Origin of the sequence: Rhizobium esperanzae (assembly GCF_002204185.1) — a bacterium.
Taxonomy (GTDB): Bacteria; Pseudomonadota; Alphaproteobacteria; order Rhizobiales; family Rhizobiaceae; genus Rhizobium; species Rhizobium esperanzae.
In genome coordinates, this window is the sequence record NZ_MXPU01000004.1 from 306,576 (window position 1) to 323,375 (window position 16,800).

General features: G+C 62.5%; 17 protein-coding genes. 9 read left to right on the forward strand and 8 right to left on the reverse strand.

Annotated elements, in window-relative coordinates; all coding sequences use genetic code 11:
* Positions 1–30 precede the first annotated feature (30 nt).
* From B5E41_RS07915 to B5E41_RS07940, 6 genes are all read right to left on the reverse strand, one after another.
* Complete coding sequence (locus B5E41_RS07915) at positions 31–1,020, reverse strand: branched-chain amino acid ABC transporter permease (RefSeq protein ID WP_088392495.1); 990 nt, start codon at positions 1,018–1,020, stop codon at positions 31–33.
* Between the two features lies 1 nt (position 1,021).
* Positions 1,022–1,909 (reverse strand): branched-chain amino acid ABC transporter permease, encoded by an 888-nt coding sequence (locus B5E41_RS07920; protein WP_088392497.1) that lies wholly within the window; start codon positions 1,907–1,909, stop codon positions 1,022–1,024.
* A gap of 4 nt (positions 1,910–1,913) precedes the next feature.
* A complete protein-coding gene (locus B5E41_RS07925; protein WP_088392499.1) occupies positions 1,914–2,615 on the reverse strand; it encodes an ABC transporter ATP-binding protein in 702 nt (233 codons plus the stop codon).
* Positions 2,615–3,397: an ABC transporter ATP-binding protein gene (locus B5E41_RS07930; protein ID WP_088392501.1), complete on the reverse strand. Its 783-nt coding sequence runs from the start codon at positions 3,395–3,397 to the stop codon at positions 2,615–2,617. Before B5E41_RS07930 ends, B5E41_RS07925 begins: the two co-directional genes overlap by 1 nt.
* 5 nt (positions 3,398–3,402) lie before the next feature.
* The gene (locus B5E41_RS07935) at positions 3,403–4,608 is read right to left on the reverse strand and encodes an ABC transporter substrate-binding protein (protein ID WP_088392503.1); all 1,206 of its coding nucleotides are present in this window, start codon (positions 4,606–4,608) and stop codon (positions 3,403–3,405) included.
* Positions 4,609–4,941: 333 nt separating this feature from the next.
* Positions 4,942–5,181, reverse strand: coding sequence for a hypothetical protein (locus B5E41_RS07940; RefSeq protein WP_088392505.1), 240 nt, complete (start codon positions 5,179–5,181; stop codon positions 4,942–4,944).
* A 224-nt stretch (positions 5,182–5,405) separates the two neighbouring features.
* Between B5E41_RS07940 and B5E41_RS07945 the strand changes: the two genes are divergently transcribed.
* Positions 5,406–6,359 carry a LysR family transcriptional regulator gene (locus tag B5E41_RS07945; RefSeq protein ID WP_088392684.1) on the forward strand — a complete coding sequence of 318 codons (954 nt, stop codon included), beginning with the start codon at positions 5,406–5,408 and terminating at the stop codon, positions 6,357–6,359.
* Here the strand turns inward: B5E41_RS07945 and B5E41_RS07950 are convergent, their stop codons facing one another.
* Complete coding sequence (locus tag B5E41_RS07950; protein ID WP_088392686.1) at positions 6,360–6,698, reverse strand: cupin domain-containing protein; 339 nt, start codon at positions 6,696–6,698, stop codon at positions 6,360–6,362.
* Positions 6,699–6,866: 168 nt separating this feature from the next.
* Here B5E41_RS07950 and B5E41_RS07955 point away from each other — a divergent pair, with 168 nt between their 5' ends.
* The 4 genes from B5E41_RS07955 (at position 6,867) to B5E41_RS07970 (ending at position 10,565) form a co-directional block, all read left to right on the forward strand.
* Entirely contained in the window at positions 6,867–8,054 is a 1,188-nt protein-coding gene (locus tag B5E41_RS07955; RefSeq protein WP_088392507.1) for an acyl-CoA dehydrogenase, read from the forward strand.
* An 89-nt stretch (positions 8,055–8,143) separates the two neighbouring features.
* On the forward strand, positions 8,144–8,605 hold the full coding sequence (locus tag B5E41_RS07960) for a DUF4126 family protein (protein WP_088392509.1): 462 nt from the start codon (positions 8,144–8,146) through the stop codon (positions 8,603–8,605).
* Entirely contained in the window at positions 8,602–9,963 is a 1,362-nt protein-coding gene (locus tag B5E41_RS07965; protein ID WP_088392511.1) for an FAD-containing oxidoreductase, read from the forward strand. The genes B5E41_RS07960 and B5E41_RS07965 overlap by 4 nt, the downstream gene beginning before the upstream one ends.
* 35 nt (positions 9,964–9,998) lie before the next feature.
* Entirely contained in the window at positions 9,999–10,565 is a 567-nt protein-coding gene (locus tag B5E41_RS07970; protein ID WP_088392513.1) for a DedA family protein, read from the forward strand.
* Between the two features lie 14 nt (positions 10,566–10,579).
* Here the strand turns inward: B5E41_RS07970 and B5E41_RS07975 are convergent, their stop codons facing one another.
* Positions 10,580–11,623, reverse strand: a complete 1,044-nt coding sequence (locus B5E41_RS07975) for an NAD(P)-dependent alcohol dehydrogenase (RefSeq protein ID WP_088392515.1) — start codon at positions 11,621–11,623, stop codon at positions 10,580–10,582.
* 495 nt (positions 11,624–12,118) lie between these two features.
* Between B5E41_RS07975 and B5E41_RS07985 the strand changes: the two genes are divergently transcribed.
* From B5E41_RS07985 to kdpB, 4 genes are all read left to right on the forward strand, one after another.
* Positions 12,119–12,481, forward strand: a complete 363-nt coding sequence (locus B5E41_RS07985) for a copper resistance CopC family protein (RefSeq protein ID WP_064808466.1) — start codon at positions 12,119–12,121, stop codon at positions 12,479–12,481.
* A 327-nt stretch (positions 12,482–12,808) separates the two neighbouring features.
* Complete coding sequence (locus tag B5E41_RS07995; RefSeq protein WP_003547774.1) at positions 12,809–12,898, forward strand: K(+)-transporting ATPase subunit F; 90 nt, start codon at positions 12,809–12,811, stop codon at positions 12,896–12,898.
* Positions 12,899–12,967: 69 nt separating this feature from the next.
* Positions 12,968–14,671, forward strand: coding sequence for a potassium-transporting ATPase subunit KdpA (gene kdpA / locus B5E41_RS08000; RefSeq protein WP_088392519.1), 1,704 nt, complete (start codon positions 12,968–12,970; stop codon positions 14,669–14,671).
* 65 nt (positions 14,672–14,736) lie between these two features.
* Entirely contained in the window at positions 14,737–16,797 is a 2,061-nt protein-coding gene (gene kdpB, locus B5E41_RS08005) for a potassium-transporting ATPase subunit KdpB (RefSeq protein WP_088392521.1), read from the forward strand.
* The last annotated feature ends 3 nt before the right edge of the window (positions 16,798–16,800 follow it).

Below are 16,800 nucleotides of genomic sequence, written 5' to 3' on the forward strand. Positions count from 1 at the left end.
GCGCTGCGGAAAGAGGGAGACGGCCGCCCATTAGCGGCGATAGACGAAGCCCAGCTTCCGCCCGAGCCGCGAAGCGTAGAACTCGCCAATGATGCCGCGGCGGAAGATCAGCACGCAGACCATGAAGACGATGCCGGTGATGATCGTCACCGGAAATTCCGAGGTGGCGAGGTAGTTTTCCAGCGCCACCACCAGCCCCGCGCCGAAGAGCGGACCGATCAGCGTGCCGATGCCGCCGAGCAGCGTCATCAGGATCACCTCGCCCGACATCTGCCAGGCGACGTCGGTGAGCGTTGCGAACTGGAAAACGATCGATTTCACCGCGCCCGCCAGACCGGCCAGCGCCGCCGACATAACGAAGGCACCGAGCTTGTAGCGCGCCACGGAATAACCGAGCGAGATCGCCCGTTGCTCGTTTTCGCGGATCGATTTCAGGATCATGCCGAAGGGCGAATTGATGAAACGCCAGATGATCAGCACGCCGATCAGGAAGACCGCCAGCACGAAATAATACATGTTGGTCGAGCTGTTCAAATCGATGAAGCCGAAGAGGTGGCCGCGCGGCACCGATTGGATGCCGTCCTCGCCTTCGGTAAACTTCGCCTGCAGGCAGAAGAAGAAGAACATCTGCGACAGCGCCAGCGTGATCATCGCGAAATAGATGCCCTGACGGCGGATCGCGAAGTAACCCATGACCAGGCCGAGAAAGGCCGCACCCGCCACGCCGATCAGGATGCCGAGTTCCGGTGGCAGGCCCCATGATTTCACCGTATAGGCGGTGAAATAGGCCGCGCCGCCGAAGAAGGTGGCGTGACCGAAGGACAGTAGGCCGGTATAGCCGAGTAGCAGGTTGAAGGCGCAGGCAAATAGCGCGAAGCACAGCAGCTTCATCAGGAAGATCGGATAGAAGAAGAACGGCGCGAGCAGCAGGAGCAGCAACCCTGCAAGCAGGAAGCCGGCTTGGACCGAAAGGGCGGTCCGGCTCTTTTCCGTGCGGATGGTGTCGGTGATGTCAGCCATGTCAAGCATCCCGGCCGAAGAGGCCCGCGGGCCTGATGAGAAGCACGATCGCCATGATGACAAAGATCACGATGTTGGAAGCCTCGGGATAGAAGACCTTGGTCAGGCCCTCGGCGATGCCGAGCACATAACCGGTGATGATCGCACCCATGATCGATCCCATGCCGCCAACCACGACCACGGCAAAGACGACGATGATCATGTTCGAACCCATCAGCGGCGAGACCTGATAGATTGGCGCCGCCAGCACGCCGGCAAAGGCGGCAAGGCCGGCGCCGAGCGCGTAGGTAAAGGTCAGCAGTACCGGCACGTTGACGCCGAAAACTTGCACCAGCACGGCGTTCTCCGTGGCGGCCCTGAGATAGGCGCCGAGCTTGGTCTTCTCGATCAGCAGCCAGGTGCCGAGGCAAACAACAAGCGAAACGACCACCACCCAGCCACGATAGATCGGCAGGAACATGAAGCCGAGGTTGGCGCCGCCGGCAAGGGCCGCCGGCGTCGCATAGGGCTGGCCGGATGAGCCGTAGAGATAGCGGAAGGTGCCTTCGACCGCGAGCGCCAGCCCGAAGGTGAAGAGCAGACCATAGAGCGGGTCGAGATCGTAGAGCCGGCGCAGGAACAGCCGCTCGATGATCGCCCCGGCAAACCCGACGATGACGGGCGCCAGGATCAGCGACGGCCAGTAGCCGATGCCGGCATAGGTCAGCAGCAGATAGGCAACGAAAGCGCCGAGCATGTATTGTGCGCCGTGAGCGAAGTTGATCACCCGCAGAAGGCCAAAGATGATGGCGAGGCCGAGGCTGAGCAGCGCGTAAAATGAGCCGTTGATCAGACCGACCAGCAACTGGCTCAATAGACCCTGCAAGCTAACACCGAAGATCATCGTCATCTGGTCATACTCCCAGAACCTTGTGCAGCGTATCCATGCGCTGCGGCAGTTCGCTTACCGGGAATTCCGACACCATCTGCCCATGATCCATCAGATAGAAGCGATCGGCAATACGGCTGGCGAAACGGAAATTCTGCTCGACGAGCAGGATCGTCATGCCGCGCTCCTTGAGTTTTTTCAGTACCTCGCCGATGCGCTGGACGATGACGGGAGCAAGCCCCTCTGTCGGTTCGTCGAGAATGAGCAGCCGCACGCCGGTGCGGAGAATCCGGGCGATGGCCAGCATCTGCTGCTCGCCGCCTGATAGTTTGGTGCCCGGGCTGCCGCGGCGCTCATAGAGATTGGGAAAGAGCTCGTAGATCTCGTCGAGCGTCATGCCGCCCTTCGCCACGACAGGCGGCAGCAGCAGGTTCTCCGAGACGGTGAGCGTCGAAAAGATCCCGCGCTCCTCCGGCACGAAACCGATGCCGCGGTGCGCCGTCTTGTGCAGCGGCACATGCATCATGTCGCTGCCGGCAAAGCTGATCCTGCCCCTGCGGGCGCGCACGATGCCGGTGATGGTGCGCAGCGTCGTCGTCTTGCCGACGCCGTTGCGGCCGAGAATGGTGATCGTCTCGCCTTCGCCGACATGCATGTCGACGCCGTGCAGGATGTGGCTTTCGCCGTACCAGGCGTTGAGGCCCTGAACCTCGAGCAGAGCGGCCATCAGTGCTCCTCCGTGCCCATATAGGCAACGCGCACACGCTCGTCCTGGCTGACGGTGGCATAGTCCCCCTCGGCAAGGATCTCGCCGCGCTGCAAAACGGTGACGTGCTGGCAGATATTGGCGACGACGGAGAGATTGTGCTCGACCATCAGCACCGCCCGGTCGCGGGCGACGTCGCGGATGATCGCCGAGACGACGCCGACATCCTCATGTCCCATGCCGGCCATCGGCTCGTCGAGCAGCAGCACCTTCGGATCGAGCGCCAGCGTCGTGGCTATCTCCAGCACCCGCTTGCGGCCATAGGAAAGATCGGCGGCGATATGATCGCGCTCCTTGGAAAGGCCGACGCTGGCGAGCAACTGCTCGGCCCGTTCGTTCAACCGATCGAGCGCCGAAAGCGGCCGCCAGAACTGGGTGGAAAGATTGTTCGGCCGCTGTAGCGCCACGCGCACATTGTCGAGAACGGTGAGATGCGGGAAAACCGCCGAGATCTGGAAGGAGCGCACCAGCCCCATGCGCGCCACCTTGTCGGGCGGCGTGTAGGTTATATCGGTGCCCATCAGCGTGATGCTGCCCGCCGTCGGCTGCAGGAACTTAGTCAGCAGGTTGAAGACCGTGGTCTTGCCGGCGCCGTTCGGGCCGATCAGCGCATGGACGCTCGCGTCATGGACGTCGAGATCGACATCCTTGACGGCCGTAAAGCCGCCGAAATCGCGGCGAAGACCGCGGGCGGAGAGCACCACCCGCGGCTTTTCCTGAGTTTCAATCGCGGAAACCGCCATTGCGCTCACTTCACCAGATCGCAGCCGCTCTTGGCGGGATCGATATAGGCGTCCTTGCCGGGAATGGTGGCGAGAACGTTGAAGTAATCCCACGGCTCCTTGCTTTCGGCCGGCTTCTTGACCTGCAGCAGGTACATGTCGTGGATCATGCGGCCGTTGGCGCCGACGGTGCCGCCGCGGCCGAAGACGTCGTCGACGGGCATTTCATGCAGCTCTTTGGCGACAGCCTCCGTCTCGTCGGTGCCGGCCTTCTGCACCGCCTTCAGATATTGCGTCACCGCCGAATAGGTGCCGGTGTGAATCATGTTCGGCATCTTGCCGGTGCGGGCGAAGAACTTCTTGGCGAAAGCGCGGCTTTCGTCGTCGCGATTCCAATAATAGCCCTCGGTCAGCGTCAGGCCTTGTGCCGCCTCGAGGCCGAGACCGTGCACTTCGGCGAGCGTGAAGAGCAGCGCCGCCAGATGCTGGCCGCCCTGGGTGATGCCGAATTCGGCCGCCTGCTTGATGGCGTTCGAGGTATCGAGGCCGGCATTGGCAAGGCCGATCACCTTGGCGCCGGACGATTGCGCCTGCAGCAGGAAGGAGGAGAAGTCCTGGGTCGACAGCGGATGACGGACGGCGCCAACCACCGTGCCGCCGCTCGCCTTGACGTATTCGCTGGTCTGCTGCTCCAGCGAATAGCCGAAGGCATAGTCGGCGGTCAGGAAGAACCAGCTGTCGCCGCCCTGCTTGACGAGCGCGCCGCCGGTGCCGACGGCGAGCGCATGCGTGTCGTAGGCCCAATGGAAACCGTAGGGCGAACACGCCTTGCCGGTCAGATCCGTCGTCGCCGCACCGGTGACGATGTCGATCTTCTTCTTTTCCTTGGCAATCGCCTGCACGGCGAGCGCCACCGACGAGGTCGTCAGCTCCATGATCGCATCCACCTGCTCGGTGTCATACCACTGGCGGGCGATGTTGGAGGCGATGTCCGGCTTGTTCTGGTGATCTGCATCGACAATCTCGACCGGCACATCGAGCACCTTGCCGCCGAAATCCTCGACCGCCATCTTGGCGGCTTCGACGGAAGACTTGCCGCCAAAGTCGGCATAGACGCCCGACTGGTCGTTCAGAATGCCGATCTTGACCTTGCCGTCGGTCGCGCTTTGCGCGAGCACAGCGGTGCTGCTGGCGAGCAAAAATGCAACGGACGCGATGAGATTCTTTCGCATATTCTCTCCTCCCAGAGATGAGCCAGATTACCGGTCTGTTCAAATTTGGCCGGTCGCACTCCTCAGAACGACAGGCTCTCGTCTTACGATCATGGAAATTTCTCCCTGAGGCAACGGGTGGAGTACAACTAATTCCAAACAGTATCTGTTCATTTTTGCACAGAAAGACAGTCGTACAATGTCAAGCCAAACCTCGGGATGCGCAGGACGTAAGCGCTAAGCACTAGACTTAGGGCAGTTCCGACGGTTGTGCAGGGATAGCGGCGTTAGACGAAGGACCAATTATCTCTCGGTCCTTCGTCGCCGGCAGATTTAACGCGTTTGCGCCTGCCGTTACTTCCATTGCGCCCCGTTGTCGGCGGCGCAGCCATAGGGAGGCAAGGCGCTGCCGAAGGTCTCTTTCAGTTTGGCACAGCCCCAGGCATTCAGCGGGCCAGGCATCGACGAGTTGAGCGTGATGCCGACTTCGTCATAGGGGCTGTCGGTGTTGGTGATGTACCGATACCAGCGAAAACCGACGACGACGACGAATGCAAGCACGATCGTCAGCAGTAGGCGAACCAATTTTTTCATCAATATTTCCTCAGAATGCAAACGTGGCCGTGTAGCATTCGCCAATAGCAACTGAAAGCACCGTCTCCGGGGCATCAACCGGTTTCCAACAAGCGTGGTCTCGGCTTCTCCTTGCGGTGAGTTCTCCGTTCTTCGCGACGTAAAATGCAAATCAAAACAACAGATTGTTTAAACATCTGAAGATCGTGCTATGCGTTAGCGCTTGTTGAACGGAGGAAATGGCGATGAACAATCCGCCGCAGTTCACCTGGGACGATCTGCAGTTTTTTCTCGCCGTCGCCCGCACCGGGCAGCTGTCGACGGCGGCCCGGCAGCTGCGTTCCAGCCACGCCACCGTTTCGCGGCGCATCGACCGGCTGGAATTCACCCTCAAGGTCAAGCTGTTCGAGCGCAATCCGCGCGGTTATGTGCTGACCGCAATGGGCACGCGCTTCGTCGAGACGGCCGAGAAGATGGAGCAGGAGACCGAGCGGCTGCGCGCCGATCTCGCCGATGGCTCGATGGCGCAGCGCGGCCTGGTGCGCCTCAGCGCGCCGGAAGGCTTTGCCAATTTCTTCTTCGCCCCCGTGCTGCCGCGGTTTGCCGCCCAGCATCCGCATCTCTCGCTCGAACTGGTGACGATCCAGCAGATCATGTCGCTGTCGCGCAAGGAGGCCGACATTTCCGTTGTGCTCGACGAGCCGAAGGGCGGGCCCTATTTCGCCGAGAAGCTGACCGACTATCACCTGCAGATCTACGGCTCGCGCGACTACCTGGCAAAGGCGCCTGCCATCACCTGCCGCGAAGACCTGCTCGAGCATCCGTTCGTCAGCTATATCGAGGAAATGATCTTCGCGCCGGGGCTGGATTATCTTAGTGATGTGCATCCGCGCATCAAGCCGCAGTTCCAGAGCTCCAGCATCTTCGCGCAGCTGACCGCCACCCGAAACGGCCTCGGTCTCTGCATCCTGCCCTATTTCTTCGCCAGCCGTTATCCCGAGCTTGTGCGTGTGCTGCCCGAGGAGATCGACCTCAAGCGCCACTACTGGATCACCTGCCATCGCGACCTGAAACAGGCGCCGCGCGTGCGCGCCGTCATCGACTTCCTGCGCGAGGCCGTGCGCGGTGAAGACGCGCGCTTCGTGCCGCCCTATATCATCGCCGCCAGTTCCCCGCGCCGGTCGGAAGCCGAAAGCTGATTACTTGAGAAACTCGGCCCGGTGCGGCGTGAAGCTATCGATCAGCCGGCCCTTTTCCAGTGCCTTGACGCCATGGACGAGATTGGGCGGCACGATGAAGCTGCCGCCCTGCCGCAACACTTCGGTGCGGCCATCGATCGTTACCTCGAATCTACCTTCGGCGACGTAGCTTGCCTGGATGTGCGGATGCGAATGGGCAGCGCCCACGGCGCCGCTTTCAAACGCCACCTCTACCATCATCATCTCGGGCAGATAGGTCATGATGCGCCTGGTGACGCCGGGTTCCGGATTGACCCATTCGGCGCCTTCGGCCGATATGAACAGATCGCTTGACGACATTTCCGCCTCCTCATTCCAGAATCGAACGCGGGCAAAGTGGATCATGGCGTACCGTTTGAAAAGATGGCCGCCCCTGTCTTTTCGATGGGGCCGCCTTGTTGTTGACGCGCTCGGCTGGCGGGTCTATGCGACCTTGAGCGAGGCAAGCCTGAATGAGGAGACGCTGCCATGCAGCATACCCGCGAAGTTTTCGACTGGTCCGACCCATTCCGCCTGGTGGAGCAGCTGACCAACGAGGAGCGCATGGTGCAGGATACCGCCCATGCCTATGCGCAGCAAAAGCTCGCGCCCCGCGTTCTCGATGCCTTCCGCCATGAAAAGACCGACCCATCCATCTTCCGCGAAATGGGCGAACTCGGCCTGCTCGGCCCGACGATTTCGCCCGATTATGGCGGCGCCGGCCTCGGTTATGTCGCCTACGGCCTGATCGCTCGCGAGGTCGAACGGATCGACAGCGGTTACCGCTCAATGATGAGCGTGCAGTCCTCGCTGGTCATGGTGCCGATCGAAACCTTCGGCTCCGAGGCGCAGAAGCTGAAATACCTGCCGAAGCTGGTGACCGGCGAATGGATCGGCTGCTTCGGCCTGACCGAGCCCGATCATGGCTCCGACCCCGGCTCGATGGCGACGCGCGCCAAGAAGGTCGACGGTGGCTACAGCCTCACCGGCTCGAAGACCTGGATCTCGAATGCACCGATCGCCGATGTCTTCGTCGTCTGGGCAAAAACCGAGGATGGGCTCATCCGCGGCTTCATTCTCGAAAAGGGGTGGAAGGGGCTTTCGGCGCCCGCCATTCATGGCAAGGTGGGCCTGCGCGCCTCGATAACAGGCGAAGTGGTGATGGACGCGGTCTTCGTGCCCGAGGAAAACCTGCTGCCCGGCGTCACCGGACTCAAAGGGCCGTTCACCTGTCTCAACTCGGCCCGCTTCGGCATTGCCTGGGGCGCACTTGGTGCTGCTGAAGATTGTTATGCGAGAGCCCGGCAATATACGCTGGAGCGCAAGCAGTTCGGCCGGCCGCTCGCCGCCAACCAGCTGATTCAAAAGAAGCTTGCCGACATGGCGGCGGAGATCTCGCTCGGGCTGCAGGGTTGCCTGCGGCTCGGCCGCATGAAGGAGGAGGGTCATCCGCCGGTGGAGCTGACCTCGATCCTCAAGCGCAACAGCTGCGGCAAGGCGCTGGAGATCGCGCGCGCGGCCCGCGACATGCTCGGCGGCAACGGCATCTCCGACGAATTCGGCATCGCCCGCCACCTCGTCAACCTCGAAGTGGTCAACACCTATGAGGGCACGCACGACATCCATGCGCTGATCATCGGCCGGGCGATCACCGGCATCGCCGCCTTTGCGAACTAGATCCCCCGGCGGGCAAGGCGAATTGCCACGCGCCCGACAATGTGCAACCTTTCCTCTTGCGGCAAAGCCGGCAATGATGGGGATCGCGCATGTTTCTGCTTCTTGCATTGCTGATCGGTGTCATCTCGGGCCTCCGCGCCATGACGGCGCCGGCTGCCGTCGCCTGGGGTGCGGCGCTCGGCTGGTTCGATGCGTCGCAGACGCCGCTTGCCTTCATGGGCTACCGATGGACGCCGTGGATCTTCACCCTTCTCGCCGTCGTTGAACTCGTCACCGACCAGCTGCCGTCGACGCCGTCGCGCAAGGTGCCGGTGCAGTTCGCCGCCCGCATCGTCACGGGAGCACTTGCCGGCGCCACGATCGGCGCAGCCAGCAGCCTGCTTTTCGGCGGCCTGATCGCCGGCGTGATCGGCGCCGTCGTCGGCACCTATGGCGGCGCCGCGCTGCGCGCCAGGCTTGCCGCCGCCTTCGGCAAGGATCTGCCGGCCGCCCTCGTCGAGGATGCCGTTGCCGTTGTCGGCGCCCTATTGATCGTGGGAGCCGTGTCATGAAGAGCTTCGACGCCATCGTAATCGGCGCCGGCCAGGCCGGCCCGTTCCTCGCCGCCCGCATGGTCGAAAACGGCATGAAGGTGGCGCTCGTCGAGCGCAAGTTCCTCGGCGGCACCTGCGTCAATGCCGGCTGCATGCCGACCAAGACTCTGGTCGCCAGCGCCCGCGCCGCCCATGTCGCAAGAAGCGGCGCCGCCTACGGGGTCAATATCCCCGGCGAAATCGCCATCGACATGAAGGTGGTGAGAGCCCGGGCGGAAACGGTGACGATGAACGCCCGCAACGGCCTGATCGGCTGGTTTGACAGCATGGACGGCATGAGCGTGATCTACGGTCATGCCCGTTTCGAGGATGCGAAAACCATCAGCGTCAATGGCGAGACGCTGACGGCGCCGCGCATTTTTCTCAATGTCGGGGCGCGGCCCGTCATCCCCGAACTGCCGGGCATCGACGATATCGCTTACCTCACCAGCACCTCCATCATTCATCTCGACGCCCTGCCGCGGCACCTGGCGGTGATCGGCGGCAGCTATATCGGGCTGGAATTCGCGCAGATGTATCGCCGCTTCGGCGCCGAAGTCAGCGTCATCGAGCACGGCCCGAAGCTCGCATCACGCGAGGACGAGGATATATCGGACGCGATCGCCGATATACTGCGGGCCGAAGGCATCACAGTCCACACCGACGCCGGCAACATCGCTTTCGCGCGAAATGGCAGCGGAATTGGCGTTACCGTCGGCGCGGCGAAGATCGATGCGAGCCATGTGCTGATCGCCACCGGCCGCAAACCGAATACCGACGACCTCGGCCTCGAGGCCGCTGGCGTGGCAACCGACAAGCGCGGCTATATCACCGTCGACGACAAGCTTGCCACCAATGTCGAGGGCATCTTTGCGCTCGGCGACTGCAATGGCCGCGGCGCCTTCACCCATACCTCCTACAATGATTTCGAGATCGCCGCCGCCAACCTGCTCGACGGCGACGACCGCAAGGTCTCGAGCCGCATCCCGGCCTATGCGCTCTACATCGACCCGCCGCTCGGCCGCGTCGGCATGACGGAGAAGCAGGCGCGTGCCTCCGGCCGCAGGATCATGGTCTCGACCCGGCCGATGAGCCGCGTCGGCCGGGCCACTGAACGCGGCGAGACCAAGGGCTTCATGAAGGTGATCGCCGATGCCGAGACCAAGGAGATTCTCGGCGCGGCGATCCTCGGCATCGAAGGCGACGAGGTGATCCATGGCCTGATCGATGCGATGAATGCGGGAACCACCTATCCCGCGCTGAAATGGTCGGTGCCGATCCATCCGACGGTGTCGGAGCTGATTCCGACGCTGCTTGGGGATTTGAAGCCAGTTTAGCCGTGACCTGACCTCGGGAAGAGCTGGAGGCGGGCATGTCTATCGAAGCGCTGATCGAAAACTACGGCCTGCTGGCGATTTTCCTCGGTGCAGCCTTCGAAGGCGAGACGGCCGCCTTCCTCGGCGGCGTGATTGCCCATCGCGAACTGCTCTCCTATTGGTCAGCGTCGCTCGCGGCCGTCGCAGGCTCCTTCGCCGGCGATCAGTTCTGGTTCTTCGCCGGCCGCTATGCCGGGCAATGGGCGCCCGTCCGACGGCTGATGGAAAGACCCGCGCTTGCCCGCGCGACCCGGCTGCTGGAGAAATATCAAACCCGCTTCATCCTGGCGTTCCGTTTTCTCGTCGGCTTGCGGACGATCAGCCCGATCGTCATCGGCACGACGCGGATAGCGGTCGGCAAATTCGCCGTCCTGAATGCGGTAGCCGCGCTGGTGTGGGGGCAGCTTTTCACCGCGCTCGGTTATCTGTTCGGCCACGGCATCCAGCAGACGTTGGGCCACCTTCCCCTTCACCGCCATCTGTTGATCGCAGTTGCAGCCGCCGCAGGCGTCGCAGCCGCTGCTCTACTCTTTCGGATGAAACCAAGCGGCAGGCATCCGTAAAAGCGCTGCGGCGCCTATTCCATCACGATCTGCAGCTTCACGTCGCTCGGCCGGGCCTCGACGGCGCGGTCGAACGCCTTGATCGAATCGGCGAACGTGAACGTCTCCGATATCAGCGGCTTCAGGTCGACACGGCCTGATGCCAAGAGGGCAATCGAACGCTCATACTGGTGGGCATAGCGGAACACGGTTTCGATGCGGATTTCCTTGGTGGATGCCGTCGAGACGTCGAAGCCGATCGGGTTCACAGGCAGCCCGACCGCAACGATGACGCCGCCCGGGCGCGGCAGCGCCATGATCGTCTCCCAGGCCTTCGACGACCCGGAGCATTCGAAGACCACATCCGCACCCCAGCCATCGGTCAGCCGGCCGACCTCTTCGATCAGGTTCTTCTCGCGGATATTGACCGGGATGACGCCCTGATATTGCGCGGCGATGTCGAGCTTCGGCTGGGCGAGATCGGCAACGATCGCGCGGGCGCAGCCGCCGGCAAGGGCGGCAATCGCCACCATCGTGCCGATCGGCCCGGCGCCGAGCACGATAGCGGTATCGCCGGGCGTGATCTTCGCCTTGGCGGCCGCCTGCATGCCGACCGCGAAGGGCTCGACCATCGCTCCTTCGGCGAAACTGACATTGTCGGGCAGCTTGAAAGTATAATTGGCCGGATGCACCACTTCGGGCGTCAGCACGCCATGGATCGGCGGCGTCGCCCAGAAGCTGACGGCAGGATCGATATTGTACATACCGAGCCGGCTCGCCTTGGAGTTCGGATCGGGGATGCCCGGCTCCATGCAGACGCGGTCGCCGACTTTCAGATGTGTGACACCGGCCCCCACCTCGATCACCGTGCCGGCCGCCTCGTGGCCGAGCACCATCGGCGCGTTGACGACGAAGGGGCCGATCTTGCCGTGGGTGTAATAATGAACGTCCGAACCGCAGACGCCGACGGTATGAATCCTGATCTTCACCTGCCCCGGCCCTGTCTCCAGCGGCAGATCGATATCGCGCAACGCAAGCTCATGCTGGCGCTCCAGCACCAGCGCACGGACTTTGGTCATTCTCGGTTTCCTTCCCTTTGGCCCGGCAATTCAGAGGGTGCCGTGGACCCGACTATAAGACCGCAAGGCGCTTCAATTCAACCGTCGACGTAAGCTTTTGCTCATCACGTGACGAAATGCTCATATGCGTAGCCCGAAAGATAACTGCTGATAAACCTCCGTATGATTCCGGAAGAGAGCACCGGAGAGTACAGTCTTCATCATCGGCCACGACACAGTGGGAGGCGGAAAAAGAGATGAAGCATGATAATGACAATATCCGCGGGAACTGGCTTTCCTCGAGGATCTTCAGACGGCTCCGAAAGTTCTGGCGCGGATTGGTGGCCGATTGGAACACCGCCCTTCAGAGGGACAACCCGGGGCAGCCAATGCGCGTCATTCTGCGGACTTGGGATCGAAATCGCCCCCGGCAGCGTTAATAGCTGCAGCCCGCATGGCGCGGCGGAAGCGTGATGGCTCCCGGCGCCAGTGGCTCGGCAATACAGGAAGGCCATTATGAAGCCGGTCGTGTCATTCTGCCTGTTCGCATCCCTCCTCTTCGCTGCCAACCAGGCGACTGCTGCCCTGGAACAAGCGTCGCTGCCCCCGCAGCAGCAGGAAGAAGAGCTCGTACCGGCCAATGTCGAGCTTACCTTCAGCGGTCCCGTCGATCTTGCCCGCTCGACCGCCATCTTGCTCGATGCTAAAGGCAGGGCGCTTCCCCTGGGCAAGCCGTTCCTCTCCGGCCCCGAAGGATCCATATTCAAGATCCCGCTCGATCCCGCAATGGCGCCCGGCCTCTATACCCTCGACTGGCACGTCCTCTCGATGGACGGCCGCAGCGCCGAAGGCCGCTACCAGTTCCGGGTCGATCCTTGAATTTCAAGATCGCGCCAGGTTCTCGTTTCCGCTGTAGCCGCCTGAAAGCATTTATAAGATTTTTATATTGATGCCGTTTCGGCCGTCTCGAACCTTTATGCGCTCCGGCTCCATATTGGTGCCCGAGAGATCCAAGGATCATCTCCACGCCAGAAAGCATGAAAGGCAGTCGCCAACGGCGGCGGCCCTTTGTCTTGTCTGACTCCAACAAGACCAACAGGAGTCACGATCATGATGGATACCATTCTGCTCGGCACCGCGATCCTATTCTTCGCGCTGTGCTTTGCCTATGTCGGAGCCTGCGACAGGCTCTAAGGAGAAACGACGATGACCCTCGACTATGTCCTGAGCGGCGCAGTAACCGTGTTTCTCACCGTTTACCTCACCTATGCTCTCTTGCGCCCAGAACGCTTCTGAAAAAACCGACGCTTCCGAAGCCGCGCCTGCGCGACCGGGAACCAGCCGGGTATTGAAAGTTTTAGCTCCATGACCTTCAACGGATGGCTTCAGATCCTGCTCTATTGCGGGATCGTCCTTTTGCTCGTCAAACCGCTCGGCGGCTACATGACGCGCGTTTATAACGGCGAGCGAACATTCCTCTCGCCCGTCCTCGTTCCTATCGAACGCGGACTTTACCGCATGGCCGGCACCGGCGAAGGCGAGGAGCAGCATTGGACCTCCTATGCCTTCGCGATGCTGATGTTCAACCTTCTCGGTGTCCTCCTCCTCTACGCGCTGATGCGCCTGCAGGGCTTTCTGCCCTACAATCCGGCCGGCATGGCCGCCGTTCCGCCGGAGCTTGCCTTCAACACCGCCGTCAGTTTTCCCACAAACACCAACTGGCAGAACTACGGCGGCGAAAGCACCATGTCCTATCTCACGCAGATGGCCGGCCTGACGGTGCAGAATTTCCTTTCCGCCGCAACCGGCATGGCCATCGCAGTCGCCTTCATCCGTGCCTTCGCACGGGCGTCCGGCAAGGCGATCGGCAATTTCTGGGTCGATATGATCCGCGGCACGCTCTACATCCTGCTGCCGATCTGCATCGTGCTGACGCTCGTCTTCGTTTATCTCGGCGTGCCGCAGACGCTCGGCCCCTATGTCGATGCGACGACGCTCGAAGGCGCCAGGCAGACGATTGCGGTCGGCCCGGTCGCCTCGCAGCTCGCCATCAAGATGCTCGGCACCAATGGCGGCGGTTTCTTCAACACCAATTCCGCCCATCCGTTCGAAAATCCCGATGCGATCTCCAATCTCCTCCAGATGGTCTCGATCTTTGCGATCGGTGCGGGTCTCACCAACGTCTTCGGCCGCATGGTCGGCAATCAGCGCCAGGGCTGGGCAATTCTGGCCGCGATGGGCGCGCTGTTCGTCGTCGGCGTCGGCATCACCTATTGGGCGGAAGCGGCCGGCAATCCGCTGATGCATGCCTTCGGCCTCACCGGCGGCAATATGGAGGGGAAAGAAGTCCGCTTCGGCGTCGCCCTGTCCTCGCTCTTCGCCGTCATCACCACCGCCGCCTCCTGCGGCGCCGTCAACGCCATGCATGGCAGCTTCACCGCGCTTGGCGGCCTTATTCCGCTGATCAACATGCAGCTCGGCGAAATCATTGTCGGCGGTGTGGGTGCCGGCTTCTACGGCATCCTGCTGTTCATCATCGTCGCCGTCTTCGTCGCCGGCCTGATGGTCGGCCGCACGCCGGAATATCTCGGCAAGAAGATTGAGGCGAAGGAAATGAAGATGGCCGTTCTCGCCATCCTCTGCCTGCCGCTCGCCATGCTCGCCTTCACCGCGATCGCCACCGTGCTGCCATCCGCCGTCGCCTCGATCGGCACCGCCGGTCCGCACGGCTTCTCCGAGATCCTCTATGCCTATACCTCGGCTGCGGCCAATAACGGCTCGGCCTTCGGCGGCCTGACCGGGAATACGCCCTGGTACAACGTCACGCTCGGCATCGGCATGCTCGCCGGCCGCTTCCTGGTCATCATCCCGGCGCTGGCTATCGCCGGCTCGCTGATCGCCAAGAAGAGGGTTCCGGCCTCGGCTGGCACCTTCCCGACCGACGGCCCGCTCTTCGTCGGCCTGCTCGTCGGCACGATCCTGATCGTCGGCGGCCTGACCTTCTTCCCGGCGCTGGCGCTCGGCCCCGTCGTCGAACAGCTCGTCGGCCTCGCCGGCCAGACTTTCTGAGGCGATGCCGTGATCATGCGTCATAGGTTTCGTTCGCCATCCTCGTTTCAAAGCTGGAGTCTCTTATGAGCCAGGCAAAATCCGCGAGCATCATCGATTCTCGCATTCTCGTTCCGGCCATCGGCGCCGCCTTGAAAAAGCTCGACCCGCGCGCGCTGGCCAGAAATCCCGTCATGTTCGTCGTGGCCACGGTCTCGGTGCTGACCACCGTGCTCTTCCTGCGCGACCTCGTGGTCGGCAACGGCAATCTCGGCTTCTCGTTCCAGATCAATCTCTGGCTCTGGTTCACCGTGCTCTTTGCCAATTTCGCCGAGGCCGTCGCCGAAGGCCGCGGCAAGGCGCAGGCGGATTCGCTGCGCAAGGCGCGCACCGAAACCCAGGCCAAGCTGCTGACCGCCAACAATAGCAGCGACTACCGCGTGGTGCCGGGCACCAGCCTCAAAGTCGGCGATATCGTGCTGGTCGAAGCCGGCGACATCATCCCCTCGGACGGCGAAGTCATCGAAGGTGTCGCCTCCGTCAACGAAGCGGCGATCACAGGCGAATCCGCTCCTGTCATCCGCGAATCCGGCGGCGACCGCTCGGCGGTGACAGGCGGCACCCAGGTGCTCTCCGACTGGATCCGCGTGCGCATCACCGCGGCGGCCGGCTCCACCTTCCTCGACCGGATGATCTCGCTGGTCGAAGGCGCTGAGCGCCAGAAGACGCCGAACGAGATTGCGCTCAACATCCTGCTCGCCGGCATGACGCTGATCTTCGTGCTCGCCACTGCGACGATCCCGAGCTTTGCCATCTATGCCGGCGGCTCGATCCCGATCATCGTGCTCGTCGCCCTCTTCGTCACCCTGATCCCGACGACGATCGGCGCGCTCTTGTCGGCGATCGGCATTGCCGGCATGGACCGCCTCGTCCGCTTCAACGTGCTTGCCATGTCCGGCCGCGCCGTCGAAGCGGCCGGCGACGTCGACACGCTGCTGCTCGACAAGACAGGCACGATCACCCTCGGCAACCGCCAGGCGACGGCCTTCCACCCGGTGCGCGGCGTTTCCGAGCAGGAGCTCGCCGATGCCGCCCAGCTCGCCTCGCTTGCCGACGAAACGCCGGAAGGCCGTTCGATCGTCGTGCTCGCCAAGGAGAAATATGCGATCCGCGGCCGCGACATGGCGAGCCTCAAGGCCAGCTTCGTGCCTTTCACCGCCCAGACCCGCATGAGCGGCGTCGATCTCGAAGGTGCCTCGATCCGCAAAGGTGCGGTCGATACCGTGCTCGCCTATGTCAACGGCGACGCCCCCCCGAAAAACGGCAACGAGGTTATGCGCGAGTTGCAGTCGATATCAGATGAGGTCGCCAAATCGGGCGGAACGCCGCTCGCCGTCGCCCGCGATAGCAGGTTGCTCGGCATCGTCCAGCTGAAGGACATCGTCAAGGGCGGTATCCGCGAACGCTTCACGGAACTGCGCCGCATGGGCATCCGCACGGTGATGATCACGGGCGACAACCCGCTGACGGCGGCGGCCATCGCCGCAGAAGCCGGTGTCGACGACTTCCTCGCCCAGGCGACGCCGGAGATGAAGCTGGCGCTGATGCGCGAGGAACAGGCCAAGGGCAAGCTCGTCGCCATGTGCGGCGACGGCACCAATGACGCGCCCGCACTCGCCCAGGCCGATGTCGGCGTCGCCATGAACACCGGCACGGTCGCCGCCCGTGAGGCCGGCAACATGGTCGATCTCGACAGCGATCCAACGAAGCTCATCGAGATCGTCGAGATCGGCAAGCAGCTCCTGATGACACGCGGCGCGCTGACGACCTTCTCGATCGCCAACGACATCGCCAAGTACTTTGCCATCATCCCGGCGATGTTCCTGACCTTCTACCCGCAGCTCGGCATCCTCAACATCATGGGGCTGTCGACGCCGCAGAGTGCCATCCTCTCGGCAATCATCTTCAACGCGCTCATTATCATCGCGCTGATCCCGCTGTCGCTGAAGGGTGTCCGTTACCGGCCGATCGGCGCCGGTGCGCTTCTGTCGCGCAACCTGCTGATCTACGGCCTCGGCGGCATCGTCGTTCCCTTCATCGGCATCAAGGCGATCGACATGGCCGTCGCGGCCCTCGGTCTCGCCTGACAT